The organism is Pseudomonas sp. Pseusp49 (genome assembly GCF_059491875.1).
Genome location: NZ_CP168514.1, coordinates 5,561,185 through 5,576,173, shown reverse-complemented (window position 1 = coordinate 5,576,173; position 14,989 = coordinate 5,561,185). Strand labels below are relative to the sequence as shown.

General features: G+C 60.1%; 12 protein-coding genes. 5 read left to right on the top strand and 7 right to left on the bottom strand.

Annotation, left to right across the window (positions count from 1 at the left end; translation table 11 throughout):
- Positions 1-59: 59 nt before the first annotated feature.
- Together ACEN83_RS24755 and ACEN83_RS24750 are read right to left on the bottom strand one after the other, a co-directional pair.
- A complete protein-coding gene (locus ACEN83_RS24755) occupies positions 60-803 on the bottom strand; it encodes a phosphatase PAP2 family protein (RefSeq protein WP_495578681.1) in 744 nt (247 codons plus the stop codon).
- A 54-nt stretch (positions 804-857) separates the two neighbouring features.
- A complete protein-coding gene (locus ACEN83_RS24750; protein WP_495578680.1) occupies positions 858-2,807 on the bottom strand; it encodes an LTA synthase family protein in 1,950 nt (649 codons plus the stop codon).
- Positions 2,808-3,009: 202 nt separating this feature from the next.
- Between ACEN83_RS24750 and colR the strand changes: the two genes are divergently transcribed.
- The 5 genes from colR (at position 3,010) to ACEN83_RS24725 (ending at position 6,728) form a co-directional block, all read left to right on the top strand.
- Entirely contained in the window at positions 3,010-3,693 is a 684-nt protein-coding gene (colR, locus tag ACEN83_RS24745) for a two-component system response regulator ColR (RefSeq protein WP_007978572.1), read from the top strand.
- Complete coding sequence (locus tag ACEN83_RS24740; RefSeq protein ID WP_495578679.1) at positions 3,683-4,957, top strand: sensor histidine kinase; 1,275 nt, start codon at positions 3,683-3,685, stop codon at positions 4,955-4,957. The genes colR and ACEN83_RS24740 overlap by 11 nt, the downstream gene beginning before the upstream one ends.
- 154 nt (positions 4,958-5,111) lie before the next feature.
- Positions 5,112-5,780, top strand: a complete 669-nt coding sequence (locus tag ACEN83_RS24735; RefSeq protein ID WP_033048233.1) for a class I SAM-dependent methyltransferase — start codon at positions 5,112-5,114, stop codon at positions 5,778-5,780.
- 4 nt (positions 5,781-5,784) lie between these two features.
- Positions 5,785-6,498 (top strand): lipopolysaccharide kinase InaA family protein, encoded by a 714-nt coding sequence (locus tag ACEN83_RS24730; protein WP_495578678.1) that lies wholly within the window; start codon positions 5,785-5,787, stop codon positions 6,496-6,498.
- Positions 6,499-6,500: 2 nt separating this feature from the next.
- Positions 6,501-6,728 (top strand): hypothetical protein, encoded by a 228-nt coding sequence (locus ACEN83_RS24725; protein WP_015096670.1) that lies wholly within the window; start codon positions 6,501-6,503, stop codon positions 6,726-6,728.
- Between the two features lie 238 nt (positions 6,729-6,966).
- Here ACEN83_RS24725 and ACEN83_RS24720 read toward each other — a convergent pair whose 3' ends face one another.
- The 5 genes from ACEN83_RS24720 to ACEN83_RS24700 all read right to left on the bottom strand — a co-directional run bounded on the left by ACEN83_RS24720 (position 6,967) and on the right by ACEN83_RS24700 (position 14,968).
- Entirely contained in the window at positions 6,967-9,993 is a 3,027-nt protein-coding gene (locus tag ACEN83_RS24720; RefSeq protein WP_495578677.1) for a multidrug efflux RND transporter permease subunit, read from the bottom strand.
- A 13-nt stretch (positions 9,994-10,006) separates the two neighbouring features.
- Complete coding sequence (locus tag ACEN83_RS24715; protein WP_495578676.1) at positions 10,007-11,155, bottom strand: efflux RND transporter periplasmic adaptor subunit; 1,149 nt, start codon at positions 11,153-11,155, stop codon at positions 10,007-10,009.
- A gap of 178 nt (positions 11,156-11,333) precedes the next feature.
- A complete protein-coding gene (locus tag ACEN83_RS24710; protein ID WP_495578675.1) occupies positions 11,334-12,434 on the bottom strand; it encodes a DUF1513 domain-containing protein in 1,101 nt (366 codons plus the stop codon).
- A gap of 14 nt (positions 12,435-12,448) precedes the next feature.
- Complete coding sequence (locus ACEN83_RS24705) at positions 12,449-13,513, bottom strand: imelysin family protein (protein ID WP_495578674.1); 1,065 nt, start codon at positions 13,511-13,513, stop codon at positions 12,449-12,451.
- 27 nt (positions 13,514-13,540) lie between these two features.
- Positions 13,541-14,968 carry a di-heme oxidoreductase family protein gene (locus ACEN83_RS24700; RefSeq protein WP_495578673.1) on the bottom strand — a complete coding sequence of 476 codons (1,428 nt, stop codon included), beginning with the start codon at positions 14,966-14,968 and terminating at the stop codon, positions 13,541-13,543.
- Between the last annotated feature and the right edge of the window lie 21 nt (positions 14,969-14,989).

The window sequence follows — 14,989 nt, the reverse complement described above, 5'->3', positions numbered from 1 at the left end:
CTCCTACAGGAACGCGATCCCCTGTAGGAGCTGCCGAAGGCTGCGATCTCTTGATCTACTCAGGCGGTGACCGGTGCCGCTTCGGTTATCTGCTCAGTCTTTAATCCCGGCCGATACAGAATCCAGTAATACGACCCCAGGCAAATCAGCCAGCAGAACACCGCCGTCCACACGTTATGTGAGAAAAAGTGCGCCCCCTGCATCATCCGCCCGATGGAAAACACTGAACCCAGGGCAAATGCAAAGACAAATGCCGCACGAGCCATGCGCGGGCGACGGTCACGCAGTACGAAAAACAGGGCAAACAGGGTGAAGCCGGTGGCCGCATGGCCGCCAGGCCAGCAGCGTCCCGGTTTAGCGGTATGCGGGCGAGGGCTCAACAGTTCGCTGTACGTCTCATGACCGCCGAATTGCTCAAGGCTCCATGGGCATTGCACCGCCGTCACCGCTTTCATTGGCGTGACAAAGGAGGTCGCCAGGCCCAGGGACAACACCAGGCAACCCAGTTCCCGCTTGTACGGTTTGAGCCTGGCCATGAAGAACGAGGCGATGAAGCCGAGGACGGCAAACACCGAGAAGGCGATGACGACTTGCTTGGCGCGATCGTGCAGGATGTTTTCCAGGAAGTAACTGTGCCGTCCGATGAAGTCACCCGCGACCGGGTCGTAGAACAGCTTGGCAAGGTCCATGTCCAGTGAGGTCAGTTCGAGCAACACGAGAATGATCGCCGCAACGGCGGGAACCCCCAGGCACACCCAGAAGTTGAGTGGGCGCGGGGCAGGGCGGACAGCGGTTGATGACATGGTGGATCCTGAACAAAGGAAAAAGCCCCGGGGCATCAGCCCGGGGCGATTCGGTTAACGTTCGCCGACTTGACCGGCACCCTCCTTGGGCGCCTTCCAGCCAAGTAGCTGTTGCTTGAAGCCATAACTGGCGGTTTGGTAATAAGTGATGGCGCGGGTGATCAACGGGTCATTGGCGGTCGACCGGGACTCGCGGCTTTCGGTCAGCGCGTCATCGTGGCGACGCAATCCCTGGCGAGGGCTCAAAATCGCCAGGTCCTTGCCGTCGAACAACCCCAGGTGCTGGTAGTTACCGACGACCACCCGTGGCGGCAGCGGGTTATCCTGCAACAGGTTACGTCCAAAGAATGTCGATTCATAATCCAGATTGAGCAGGCCGAGCAAGGTCGGCGCCAGATCGATCTGGCTGGCCAATTGTGCAGTTTCCCGAGCCTCGATCAACTTGGGTGCATAGATGAACAGCGGAATCTGATAGTTGGCGATGGGCAAGTCTTCCTTGCCGGCGCTGCCTGCGGTGTGGTCCGCGACAAAGACGAAGATTGTATTGTCAAACCAGGGTTTCTGACGCGCCTGATCGAGAAACCGACCGATGGCGTAGTCGGTGTATTTCACCGCGCCGTCACGGCCGTTGCCGGACTTGATGTCGATCCGGTTGTCCGGATAGGTGTAAGGGCGATGGTTGGACGTCGTCATCAACTGCAGCAGGAATGGCTGCTGTTTGGCATAGTCGGCATCGGCCAGTTTCAGTGTCTGATTGTAGAGATCTTCGTCTGCCATGCCCCAGGCATTCTTGAAGTGAATCTCCGACTCCTCGACGCTGCTCTGGTCTACGACGCGATAACCATTGCCACTGAAGAACGCATTCATGTTGTCGAAATAACCGCGGCCGCCGTAAACAAATACGCTGTCATAGCCCACGGCATTGAGTTGCTGGCCAAGGCTGGCAAAACCGCTTTCACGACCCACACGCTTGACGATCGAGCGACCGGGCGTTGGCGGAATCGCCAGAGTGATGGCTTCCAGGCCGCGATCGGTGCGGGTGCCGGTGGCGTAGAAGTTATTGAAATACAGGCTCTGTTGGCGCAAGGCATCAAGGTTGGGCGTCAGGTTGCGGGTGTCGCCGTTGCTGCCCATGTACTTGGCGCTGAAACTTTCAATGGTGACCAGCACGATGTTGGGCTTGCGCAACGTGCCCGGGTTATCGATTTGCCGACGGATGTCCTGCGGGTCCTGACCCACGAAGCGGGCATCGGGTTCTGCCAGTTCTGTACGAATCTGCTGGGCAACCACTGCCGACGGCAGCGTGCTGTAGAACTGTGGGTAGTCCAGTTCGTTGTTACGGAACGCGGCGAAAAACTGGTAGGGACCGTTGCTCGCCAGTTCGTTCTGATAGGCGTTGCCGCCCTGGGCGCGCGGGGCGTCCTGGCTGAGCAGTTGCAGGCTCAGGCCGGCGACGATCAACAAACCGAGAGCATTGAGCAGGCGGCCACGCAGCGGCGGTAACGGCGCATCGAGTGCAGCGTTGAAAGCTTTACGCAATACAAGACTCAGGACCACGGCCAGCACGGCGAGGATGCTCAGCAGCGTGCCGATCGGGTACGACTCCAGCAGGTTGTTCAGTACTTCGTCGGAATACACCAGATAGTCGACGGCGATGAAGTTGAAGCGCACGCCGAACTCATCCCAGAACAGCCACTCGGCCACCGCGGTGAACAGCATCGCGAACAGACTGACGGTCAGCAGACCTTGAAGGAACCAGCGATGGCCACGGGTGCGCCAAAGAGCCGGCGGGCACAGCAACAGGTAGAGCCCCATGGGCAGTGCCGCGTAGGCAATGAAACCAAGGTCGTAGAGCAGCCCGATACCGAACACCGACAGAAATCCGCTGCCGGCCTCATCCAGATGCGTGAGGAGCAGGACTGTTCGAGTCAGAAAAAATATCGCCAGCCAGGTGCCGCTGACCAGTAACAAAAAGCGCATGGGGGCTGTCTTCAAATAGTCCATTTTTTTTATTCCTTATTATCAATCGCGTGACAGTCTTCACCGGCCGCTGTTGTCAGCGCGTGAATCGATAGTGAAAAACTTGTCAATCATACATTTTGGTTGAGCAAATTGATTCACCCACAGCCTTCCCCTAGCCGTGAGCCACACTTGGCCTTAAGCTGCGCGGGCCACGACGGCCGTTACTGTGGACGGAGAGATACCCATGCGAATTCTATTGGTTGAAGACAACCGCGATATCCTGGCCAACCTGGCCGATTACCTGGGGCTCAAAGGCTATACCGTGGATTGCGCTCAGGATGGTCTGTCGGGCCTGCATCTGGCGGCCACCGAGCATTACGACTTGATCGTGCTCGATATCATGTTGCCCGGCATCGACGGCTACACCTTGTGCAAGCGCCTGCGCGAAGATGCCCGCCGCGAAACGCCGGTGATCATGCTCACGGCTCGCGATCAACTGGACGACCGTCTGCAAGGCTTCAAGTCCGGCGCCGATGATTACCTGATCAAGCCGTTCGCCCTGTCGGAACTGGCAGCGCGTATCGAAGCGGTCATGCGCCGGACCCAGGGCGGCGGGCGGCGGACCTTGCAGGTCGGCGACCTGAACTATGACCTCGACACCCTGGAAGTCACCCGCGAAGGCCGATTGCTGAAACTCAATCCGGTTGGCCTGAAATTGCTCGCCGTGTTGATGCAGAAAAGCCCGCATGTGTTGCGTCGTGAAATTCTTGAAGAGGCGCTGTGGGGGGACGATTGTCCGGACAGCGACAGCCTGCGCAGCCATGTCCACCAACTGCGCCAGGTGATCGACAAGCCGTTCGCCAAGCCATTGCTGCAAACCGTGCACGGTGTGGGATATCGCCTGGCCGAGGGGCGTGATGGAGTTTAAGCAGAGCCTTTCCCAACGCATCATCATTGCCTTTGCGCTGATGAGCGCACTGGTGGCGGGTGCCTTTGCCATGGGCATCGTGGCGACCGTGCACCTGGTGGAGGAAAAACTGATTTCGGCAGGCCTGGGCGGTGATTTGCAGCGCCTGTTGCTGATGGACAACGTCACGGACTGGAGCCATCGTCCCGAACCCGACCAATTGTTCTACTTCAGCAACGGGCCCGGCGATTTCAGGTTGCCCAAGGATTTGCGCCATCTGGAGCCGGGTTTTCACGAAGTCTTCCGTGAAAACCTGTCGTACCACGCCATGGTCGAGATCGTCGACGGCCGACGTTACGTGCTGTTGCAGGACCAGAGCGACTTCGAAGAGCGCGAGCGGGTGCTGTTTGCCGTGGTGCTGGTGGGTTTTGTACTGAGCCTGGCGCTGGCCGTGTTTCTCGGCTGGGTCCTGGCACGCAAGGTCATGGCACCGGTGGTGCGGCTGGCCCGCCAGGTACGCCATCGCGATCAACTGCTCGGCCTGGCCCCCCCTTTGGCCCCGGATTATGCCGCCGACGAAGTGGGCGAGTTGGCCGTGGCCTTCGACGCTACCCTCGGGCGCTTGCGTCAGGCCCTGACCCGTGAGCGCTTGTTTACCAGCGACGTCAGCCACGAATTGCGCACGCCCCTGATGATATTGGCCAGTTCCTGCGAGTTGTTGCTGGAAAACCCTGGTCTCGATCAGCGTGGCCGCGCCCAGGTCGAGCGCATTGCCCGGGCATGTGAAGAAATGCGTGAGCTGGTGCAAACCTTCCTGATGCTGGCCCGTGCCCAGCGCGAAGACGCCAGCATGTCGCCGCAGCAGTCCCTGGGACAGGTGGCCGAGGGATTGCTCGGCCTGTGGCGCGAGCCCATTGAAAGCAAAGGGTTGAAGCTGATTTTCGAACCGGGCAAGCCTGAGCCCAAGGGCTACAATGCAACACTGCTGCACGCTGTGATGGGTAACTTGCTGCGCAACGCCTTGCATTACACCGAACGGGGCTTCATTCGCCTGAGCCTGACGGGTACGGGCTTTGTGGTCGAGGACAGTGGGGTGGGGATTCCCGAGGAGAAACGCGAGGCGATGTTCGAACCTTTTGTTCGAGGCAACGAAAAGCGTGGGGAAGGTCTGGGTCTTGGGCTTTCACTGGTGCAGCGGATCTGTGAAAACCAGGGCTGGAGCGTCAGCCTGACGACGATGGAGCCCAGTGGCTGCCGTTTTCAGGTGGAGCTATCCCGAACTTGATCCGTTGAGTCGGCCGTCCAGAAAACCCCATCTATTCAGTAAAACCCTGTAATAATTGCGGGTTTCCCATAACGATATTTTCACAAATGGATGACCAGTCGCCGACACCGCAAAATCTAAGGTAGTTGCTATCAGAAGTTCAGGAGACCTGATGATGGACGGCCCGATCAAACTCGATTTTTCAGAAAAGTACGACGATCAACACGCGCAACGCTATTTGCGCAAACACCAGGAAGGTCTCGGCCGTCGATTGTCCCATTGGCGTGACGAACAACTGGCGCGCAAGGCGCTGGCCTTGGTTGGCGAGCCTGGTCTGGTCCTCGATTTGCCTTGTGGTGCAGGGCGTTTCTGGCCCTTGTTGGCGGAAAAATCCAACCGTGTGATCATCGGTGCCGATAATTCGGAATCCATGCTGAAGATCGCAACCCAGGCGCAACCGGCCGATGTGGTGAAGCGGGTACAACCCTTGCACACATCGGCATTCGACATCGCCTTGCCGGACAACGCCGTCGACAGCATTTTTTGCATGCGCTTGCTCCACCACATCGGTGAAGCCGAGCATCGCATGGCTATCCTGCGTGAATTCGAGCGGGTTTCCCGCGACAGCGTGATCATTTCGCTGTGGGTCGATGGCAACTTCAAGGCCTGGAAACGCAAGCGTTCGGAGAAAACCCGTGGGCAGGAAGGTTACCAAAACCGGTTTGTGTTACCGGCCGCTACCGTAGAGAAGGAATTTGAGCAGGCGGGTTTCCGCATCCAGGAACAACTGGACTTTTTGCCGCTCTATGCCATGTGGCGAGTTTACGTATTACGCAAGAGGTAACAGGATGGCAGTGCAGTGTGCAGCAGAAACGGAAGTCGTTCCCCAGGACCGCTTCGATTACTTCTGGAATCAGCGCGGTGAATGGGTGGAAGAACCCAACGTCCGTCGCGGCGGGGAAAGCGGTGTTCAACGCCTGATGGGCAGTGATGGTCAACTGCTCTACGTCAAGCGCCAGACCGGGCATATCCATCGTAGCTGGCAGCACCCTTTCGGGCGGCCTACGGTACTGCGCGAGCATACCGCGCTCACCGGTGTGACGGTGCTTGGCGTACGGGTTCCGGAAATCGTTTTCTGTGGGGCACAGCGCGATCCCGTGCACAAATGGCGTGCCTTGCTGGTCACCAAGTCGCTGGACGGCTTCGAGGAAATCGATCGCTGGTACGCCGCTGGTGGTCGCGAGCGTCATGGTGAGGCCATTCACGACCGAGTGCTCAAGGACCTGGCTGAAAACCTGGCTCGCATGCACAAGGGCCGCTGGCAGCACGGTTGCCTTTACGACAAGCACGTATTCGTTCGCGTGACCGGTGAGGGTGAGACGGCCAAGGTCGAAGTGGCCCTGATCGATCTGGAGAAATGCCGACAGCGTTTGACGGCCCGTCGCGCAGCTCTCCATGACATGAAACAGTTGCGTCGCCACTCGTCGTTCAGCGATGCAGACTGGAAAAAGCTCGTCTACTTTTATGAGACGGCGTTTGGCAGCGCTATCAAGGGTTTATAGCGATGAAACTCGAAATTGCACGAGGTTTGTTTCTGGTAGGAGCCTTGGCAGTTGCATCGATCGCGATGGCAACCTGGGAGCAACCACGCCCCCAGGTTCTCAGCTCGATAAGCGCAGAAGAACATTGTCCGTTGCCGCGGGTTGCGAAGGCATCCGTGGCCACTCGACCCGATCATGATTTATTGTTATTCATGTTCGGACTTTCTCAGGGATTGAGGCCGCAAAGTTGAATCGATTGAAGCCAAAATGAAAGGCCTCGCAATTGCGAGGCCTTTTTTTTGGGTTCTTCACGCAATCGCGGGAACACCAATATAGGGTTGCCGGATTGCCCACTGCGCAGAGCATGCATTCCCCTGTAGGAGCTGCCGCAGGCTGCGATCTTTTGATCTTGATCTTCAGCAATCTCCAGATCGCAAAAGCAAGATCAAAAGATCGCAGCCTGCGGCAGCTCCTACAGGTTTTTCTGAATCAGGGTTTATCCGGTTTGGCCAGCATCGTATAGATGCAAGGCAACACAAACAGGGTGAACAACGTGCCGATCGACATGCCGGTCGCGATGACCGTGCCGATGTCGAACCGGCTGACCGCGCCAGCACCGGTGGCGATGATCAAGGGCACCATGCCGAACACCATCGCCGCGGTGGTCATCAACACCGGACGCAGGCGGATGGCCGCCGCTTCCTCCACGGCTTCCCGCGCCGTCAGGCCCTTGTCCTTGCGTAGCTGGTTGGCGAACTCGACGATCAGAATGCCATGCTTGCTGATCAACCCGATCAACGTCACCAGACCGACCTGGGTGTAGATGTTCATGCTCGACCACCCCAGGAACAGCGGAATCAACGCGCCGCAGATGGACAGGGGCACGGTGACCAGGATCACCAGCGGGTCGCGGAAGCTTTCGAACTGCGCCGCCAACACCAGGAAAATGATCGCCAGTGCCAGGGCAAAGGTGACCCACAGGGCGCTGCCTTCCTGTACGTACTGCCTCGACGCGCCGGCGTAGTCGAAGGCAAAACCGACCGGTGCTTCTTCGCGGGCGATCTGGCGCACGAGGTCGATGGCTTCCCCCATGCTCACCAGCGGCACGCCGGACAGGATGGCGGAGTTGAGTTGCTGGAACTGGTTCAGCTGTCTCGGTCGAGCGCGGTCGGTGACGGTGATCAGGGTCGACAATGCCAACAGCTCGCCCTGGGTGTTTTTCACGTAGTAATTGTTCAGCCAGTCCGGATTGTCGCGGAACGTTCGCTCGACCTGGGCAATGACCTTGTAGCTGCGACCTTCGATGGTGAATCGGTTGATCTCGCCTTCACCCAACAGAGTTGCCAGGGTTCCCCCCAGATCCTGCATGGAAACCCCCATTTGCGCTGCCTTGGCGCGGTCGATGTCCACCACCACTTCCGGCTTGTCGAAGGCCAGGTCAACGTCGACAAAGGCAAACTTGCCGGATTCCATCGCCCGTTTTTTTACCCGGTCGACCACTTGCAGCAGCAGTTCGTAATCGTTGGAGGAGTTGATGACGAACTGAAACGGCAAGCCTTCGCCGGTGCCTGGCAGGGACGGCAGGTTGAAGCCGAAAATCTGCAACCCCGGGATGCTTTCCAGTTTGGCCTGAACCTCGGGCAGGATCGCCATCTGACTGCGACTACGCTCGTTCCAGGGCTTGAGCAGGAAACCGCCGATGCCCGATTGCACGCCGTTGAATCCGTTGATCTGGAATGACGAGTAGTACTCGGGAAACGACTTGAAGATCGCAACGAACTCGTCGGTGTAGGTGTTCAGGTAGTCGAGGTTGGTCGGTTGAGGGGCGTTGGCAATCATGAAAATGATGCCCTGGTCCTCATCCGGCGCCAGTTCCGATTTGGTGAACTTGAGAAGGACCGGAATCAGGCACAACACGATCACGGCGAACACCAGCACCACCGGGCGGGTGTTGAGGGTGCCGTGGAGCATGCTCTGGTAGCGTCGCTTGAGGCGTTCGAAAATCATGTCGAGGCGATGGGCCAGGCCGCTGGGGTTCTCGTCGTGACGCAGCAGAAACGCACACATCATTGGCGACAGGGTCAGGGCGACGATGCCGGAAATCACCACCGCGCCGGCCAGGGTCAGGGCGAACTCCTTGAACAGCGCCCCGGTCAGGCCGGTCAGGAAGCCGATCGGCGCGTACACCGCCGCCAGGGTGATGGTCATCGAGATCACTGGCATGGCGATTTCCCGTGCGCCTTCAATGGCGGCGTCCAGCGGTGTCTTGCCTTCCTCGATGTGGCGATGAATGTTTTCCACCACCACGATGGCGTCATCCACCACCAGGCCGATGGCCAATACCATCGCCAGCAGGGTGAGCAGGTTGATCGAGTACCCCATCATCTGCATGAAGAACATGACGCCAATCATCGACAGCGGGATGGTCACCACCGGGATCACCACCGAGCGCAGGGCACCAAGGAACAGGAACACCACCACGATCACGATCAGCACCGCTTCGAACAGCGTTTTCACCACTTCGTCGATCGAGGCCTGGATGAACAGCGTGGCGTCGTAGGCGATTTCACCCTTGAGGTTCGGCGGTAGCTGGGCCTCAAGTTCCGGCATGATCTTGCGCACTTCCTTGATCACATCCAGCGGGTTGGCGGCAGGTGTCGCCTTGATGCCGATGTACACCGAAGGGGTGCCACCGAAGGAGCTGATGGAATCGTAGTTTTCCGCACCCATTTCCACGCGCGCCACATCCCGCAGCAGCACACGGCTGTCGCCATCGACCTTGAGCGGAATCGCCCCGAAGGCCTCGGCGGACTTGAGTTCGGTATTGGCGTTGATGCTGGTGACCACGTATTCGCCTTTCACCTCGCCGGCGGCCGAGAGGAAGTTGTACTGGCGCACCGCGTTGGTCACATCGCTGGCACTGAGGCCGAAACCCGCGAGCTTCACCGGATCCAGCCACAGGCGCATGGCAAATACCTGGTTGCCGAGGATTTCGGCCTCGGCCATGCCGGGCAAGGTCGCCAGTTTGGGCTGGATCACCCGCGACAGGTAATCGGTAATCTGCGGGTTGCTCAATTCCTTGCTGAAGAAACTCATGTACATCAGCACTGACGCATTGGCAGATTCTTTGCTCAGCACCGGGTCTTCTGCGTCCTGGGGCAGCTGGTTCTTGACCTCGTTGGCCTTGGCCAGCAGTTCGGTAAACAGACGGTCGCTGTTGGAGCCGACGCGCGCGTAGATCGAGATCACCGAAAAGTTCTGGCGACTCACCGAGGTCATGTAGTCGATACCCTCGGCGCTGGCGAGGCTTTGCTGCATCGGTTGGGTAATGTAGCCCTGGATGGTCTCGGCGTTGGCCCCGGGGTAGGCGGTGGTCACCGTGATCAGGGCGTTTTCCATTTGAGGGTACTGGCGCAGCGGCAGCTTGCTCCAGGCCTGGAAGCCCAGCAGCACAATCAGCAGGCTGACAACGGTTGCGAGAACCGGGCGGCGAATGAACGGATCGGTAAAAGCCATAGGGATTCCTTGATCAGTCCGCGCGAGGCGGGCTGTTCTGCCCGGCCAGGGTCTTGTCGTCGCTGATGGCAATGTGCGCGCCGTTATCCAGTTTGAGCTGGCCGGCGGTCACCACTTTCTCGCCGTTCTGCACGCCTTTGGTGATCATCACCTGCCCATCGCGGCGTTCGCCGGTTTCGACAAATCGCCGTTCGGCGATCAGCACCGGCTGGCCCTTGTCATCCTTTACCGGGCTGCCGTCTTCGGCCTTCTTTTGCACGGCCACATACACCGAGTTGCCGTAGAGCGTGTAGGTAATCGCGCTTTCCGGCACCACGATGCGCGGTTGCGGGTCGGGCAGGAGCACCTGGAGGTTGGCGAACATGCCTGGCATCAACTTGCCATCGGGGTTGGCCAGGGTGGCGCGGACCTGCACGTTACGGGTGCTGTTCTCGACTTTCGGGTTGATAGCACTGATGGTGCCCGGGTACTCCTGGTTCGGATACGCCGCGACAATGACCTGCACTGGCTGGCCGAGTGCAATCTTCGGCACCGACTGTTCGGGCACAAAAAAGTCGACATACAGGCTGCTGAGGTCTTGCAGGGTGGCGATCATGGTGCCGCTGGCAAGATAGTCGCCAACGTCTACGTGACGAATGCCGATGGTCCCGCTGAAGGGCGCGACGATGCTTTTTTTGCCGAGCGCAGCCTTGAGTTGATTGACCGTGGCCCGGCTCTTTTTCAGCACCGCCGAAAGCCGGTCGAACTCGCCTTTGGAAATGGCCTGGCTGCCGACCAGTTGGCTACCGCGACCGTAATCGAGCTGGGCCAGCCCGAGGTCGGCCAGAGCCGTTTCCAGCAGGGCGCTTTCAACGGCGCTGTCGAGGCGCAGGAGTGGTTGACCGGCCTTGACCTTTTGCCCTGACTCGAACTGCAAATCGATGACGGTGCCATCGGTCTCCAGACTCAGGTCCACGCCCTGCAATGCCTTGAGCGTGCCAACGGTAGGCAGGCGGGCTTGCCACGGACGCTCGGTGGCGGTGGCCACGGCAACGCTGATGGCCGGTCTGGGGGCAGAGAAGCCTTGAACCATCGTGTAGATCGAGAAGGCTTTGTAGGCGGCCAGGACCAGCACAATCAGTAGTACCACACCCAACATGATCAGCATGCGGCGACGCAGCATATTCCAGTTCCTTGGAGAAAATCAGGTGAGACAGCAGGGCACATTACCGGGAGTGTAGAGGTAATCCAACTGCCGTTTTTACAGGTTGTGAGGTATTAGAGGGGGGAAAGCCTGAAAAGATTCGCCGTCTCGGGTCGCGCCTGCGGGGTGTACGAAAGGCGGCGATCTTTTCAATGATTCAGGCCATCAGATGCAGATGGTTGTCCCAGAGCCCTGCGGGTAGCTCCAGCGGTTTGGCGACCAGGTTTGTCTGGCGGCAGTCGTAGTAACGGCAGCGCCCCTGGCCCGATGTCACGACAAAACCATCGGCCACGGCGCCGACCCCGGCGCAGTCGGGCAGGGGGGCATCCAGGCGTACTTCACCGCTGTCCAGGTCCCAGATGAAGAAACGATTGCCCCGCGGCGCAGTCAACGCGACCAGGCGCAAGTCGTTGTGCACCGCGACGCTGGCGGTGTAGTGCCCCATGGCCTGCAACTGGTGCTCGGGCACCGGGAACGCCACGAAAGGCTGGCCGGGACGCTTGATCGCCAACAGCTCCGACGACTCGTGGGCCGCGCCCATGAACTGTTGGCTGGCGACGATGGTGCCGTCGCTGGCGATGGCCAGATGGCGCACGCTGTTCATCTGCTGGGCGAGGGTTTCCTTGCTCAGCAGGGTGCCGTCACGTTGCATCAGGACCAGGCTCGGTTCCATGGCGTTGAGGTTCATCTCCACCCGGCTTTCGGCCTCGGTGCGAATCCCGCCGTTGGCCACCACCAGGGTTTCGCCATCGGGCATCCACGACACCTGGTGCGGACCCAGGCCGTGGGTGGAAATCTCGCCGCTGTGCACCAGCCTTTCGCCTTCGAACTTATACACGCCGAGCAGGCCGCGCCCCGGGTCGGTGGTGTCATTTTCGGTGGCGTACAGCCAGTCGCCGCTGTGGTGAATGACCGCGTGTCCGTAGAAGTGCCGGTTGGGCTGCGACACCACGGTTTGCAGGAGCGTGCCGTCGCGCAGGTCGATCAGGTAACTCTCGGTACCCGGACGGCGGGCGACGAACAGCGCAATGGGCAGTGTCGGGTGGTTGATGATGTCGTGGCAACGCTGGTCGACCCGGGTGGCGAACGCCTGGGTGCCATCGAGCCGATAACCGACGGCGTAATGCTGGCCATCGGTATCGTCCCGTGCCGAAAGCAACAACGGACTTTTGTCCTTTTGCTTGAACAGCGTCCAGCCGCCCAGCGTCACCGCACCCAGCAGCAAACTCCCTAATGTCATAACCTGGCGTCGCAGCATGGAACTGGCCCTCATCAGTCACCGTCGTTGGCGTTGAAGCCCAGCTGGATGCCCAATGCCTTGGCCAGATCGGCCTCGTGCAGGCGATGGACGACGTTGAGGCTGTCATACAGCTCGTTGAGTTGCTGGCGGCCGGCCTCGTCATTGAGCATGTCGGTCAGCGTGCGCTGGTTGCCGGCAAACAGTTTCAGCGAGGCGGCATAGGCGGCATCGATCTTGTCGGCCAACGGCTTCTGCTCGCTCGGCAACAGACCGCGCAGGCCTTTGTTATCCACACCTTCCCAGACCGTTTTGGCAGCCGCGAGGCTGGCTTCGAGGCTGGTCAGGGACGACTGGCTGCGCCAGGCATCGGCCTGGAACGGTTGCGGCACGCCCTTGCTCTGACGACCCATCGGCGTGCCGAGTTTTTTCTTCAGGGTGTCGATGGCGGTGACTTGAACCCGCAGCAGATCGGCGATCGCTTCGTGGGAGTCGGCGTAACGCTGGTTCGGGAATTTGCTCATCTGCGCGAGCATGCCGTCAGTGTTGTTCCAGGTTTGCAGAATGTCTTCGGCCAACTGTTTCTGGCGTTCGCCGATGGCAATCAGCAGTGGGCAGTATTTGCTCTTCTGCTCAGCGTTGGCCACGTCAGGCTTGCTGTCGAACAGAATGTATTCGTAGGCCGAGAGGCCTTGCACCACGACACTGGACTTGGCCAGGGCGGCGGCATCGATCTGCGGCTGGGCGCTGACCAGTTGCTCGACCTGACGGCCGACCAGGTTTTTCTTGTCCGGCCAGAACTGCACTTGCCACGAACGGTTGCCTTCGGCCAACGGCCCGATCAGCAGCGGTTGCAGCTCGGCCCAGGCTTTTTGCGCATGCAGGAAGTCGGCACGGGCGGTTTCCAGGGTTTCCTTGCCTTCGCAGTAGGCGAGGGCGCTGACTGCCAATTGACGGTCGGCTTCAACCCAGCGGGTGTAGGTCGGCAGGATCACCGACTTGGCGATGGCCGCCGACGTGACCGCCTGCGGATCCTGGGGCGAGCAGGCGCCCAGGGCGAGGGCGGCAAGGCTGGTGAACAACAGTTTGGGACGGAACATGTCGGGCTCCCGCGAGTGGAATGCGTGTTAAAGGGAATTCAGGAACGCCAGCAGCGCGGCGCGCTGCTCGGCATTGAAAGACAAAACCTTCTGCTGCGCCGCTGTCGCCTCGCCGCCATGCCAGAGCACGGCTTCGAGCAGGTTGCGGGCGCGGCCGTCGTGCAGGAACTGGGTGTGGCCGCTGACCGCCTGTGTCAGGCCGATGCCCCACAACGGCGGGGTGCGCCATTCGCGGCCACTGGCCTGGAATTCGCTACGGTTGTCGGCCAGGCCGTCGCCCATGTCATGCAGCAGCAGGTCGCTATAGGGGCGAATCACTTGATTGGCCAGCTCAGGTTCGGCGGCGTTGGCGGCGGTGGTGTACTTCGGTGTGTGACAGGACTGGCAACCGGCCTGATAGAACAAGGTCTTGCCGGCCAGCACTTCAGGTGCGTTGACGTCACGACGGGCCGGTACGGCGAGATTACGGCTGTAGAACAGCACCAGGCGCAGGATGTTATCGCTGACTTCCGGCTCGCCATCGGGGCCGTTGCCACTGGGTGCCTGTTTGCAGGCCGTTTGCGCGTCCGTGCAGTCATCAAAGGGCCGCAGGCTGGTCGTGAGGCCCATATCGCCCGAAAACGCGTGAACATTCTGTTGATTGAGGTTCGGTTGTCCGGCTTTCCAGCCAAACCTTCCCAAAACCGTCTTTTGGCCGGCGTCATCCCAGACCCGGTTCGGTCGTCCGCTGATGCCGTTGTTCGCCTTGGCCTGTGCCTCGGCGTTGGCCAGGATCGCCTCGTCAGGGATCGCCTCGAGCAAGCCCAGGCCAATCATCGGCGGCGCTACACGCGCCGAAAAACGGGTATCGGGGTGCATCGGGCCGTAGCCCAGCTGGGTGATGTTCAGGCTCGGTTTGCGCAACTCGACTTCGGTGCCGTCCTTGAAGCGAACCGGCACGGCGGTGTAATCGACCCGCACTTTGCCTTCGGGGGCCACGCCGGGTACGGCCATGTCCTGGAACTGACCGCCGTAGACGGGCTCCGGCACCACGCCGATCTGCTCGATGACCTTGGCATACGCCGGAGCGTCGGGAATCGACAGGCGTACCAGCATCGACACGGCGTTCACATCGTCCGCAGTCGGTGGATGACCGCGGCCGTCCTTGATGTGGCAGCCCTGGCAGGCATTGGTGTTGAACAACGGGCCGAGACCATCGCGCGCGGTCGTCGTCGAAGGAGCGATCACCCAAGGGCTGCGGAAGAAACTGTTGCCGACGCTGAAATCCACACGCCGGGACGGCGGCAGGTTCGCCGAGGGCATGGAAAACGCGTTCTGATCGGTCTTGCGCACCGTGGCACTGCCGCCGGAGCGGGCTTCACCGGGTTCTGCCTGGGTGAATTTCGGGGCGTCATCGCAGGCACTCAGGCCCAGGGCCAGAAACAGTGCGGACAAGCGAAGAGGCAGCGAGGGCATCAGGGATCCTGCAAGACGAGC

Bases quoted from the DNA above. Each gene is read 5' to 3' on its own strand.
- ACEN83_RS24755 (WP_495578681.1), bottom strand. From the start codon at position 803: ATGTCATCAACCGCTGTCCGCCCTGCCCCGCGCCCACTCAACTTCTGG.
- ACEN83_RS24750 (WP_495578680.1), bottom strand. From the start codon at position 2,807: ATGGACTATTTGAAGACAGCCCCCATGCGCTTTTTGTTACTGGTCAGC.
- colR (WP_007978572.1), top strand. From the start codon at position 3,010: ATGCGAATTCTATTGGTTGAAGACAACCGCGATATCCTGGCCAACCTG.
- ACEN83_RS24740 (WP_495578679.1), top strand. From the start codon at position 3,683: ATGGAGTTTAAGCAGAGCCTTTCCCAACGCATCATCATTGCCTTTGCG.
- ACEN83_RS24735 (WP_033048233.1), top strand. From the start codon at position 5,112: ATGGACGGCCCGATCAAACTCGATTTTTCAGAAAAGTACGACGATCAA.
- ACEN83_RS24730 (WP_495578678.1), top strand. From the start codon at position 5,785: ATGGCAGTGCAGTGTGCAGCAGAAACGGAAGTCGTTCCCCAGGACCGC.
- ACEN83_RS24725 (WP_015096670.1), top strand. From the start codon at position 6,501: ATGAAACTCGAAATTGCACGAGGTTTGTTTCTGGTAGGAGCCTTGGCA.
- ACEN83_RS24720 (WP_495578677.1), bottom strand. From the start codon at position 9,993: ATGGCTTTTACCGATCCGTTCATTCGCCGCCCGGTTCTCGCAACCGTT.
- ACEN83_RS24715 (WP_495578676.1), bottom strand. From the start codon at position 11,155: ATGCTGCGTCGCCGCATGCTGATCATGTTGGGTGTGGTACTACTGATT.
- ACEN83_RS24710 (WP_495578675.1), bottom strand. From the start codon at position 12,434: ATGCTGCGACGCCAGGTTATGACATTAGGGAGTTTGCTGCTGGGTGCG.
- ACEN83_RS24705 (WP_495578674.1), bottom strand. From the start codon at position 13,513: ATGTTCCGTCCCAAACTGTTGTTCACCAGCCTTGCCGCCCTCGCCCTG.
- ACEN83_RS24700 (WP_495578673.1), bottom strand. From the start codon at position 14,968: ATGCCCTCGCTGCCTCTTCGCTTGTCCGCACTGTTTCTGGCCCTGGGC.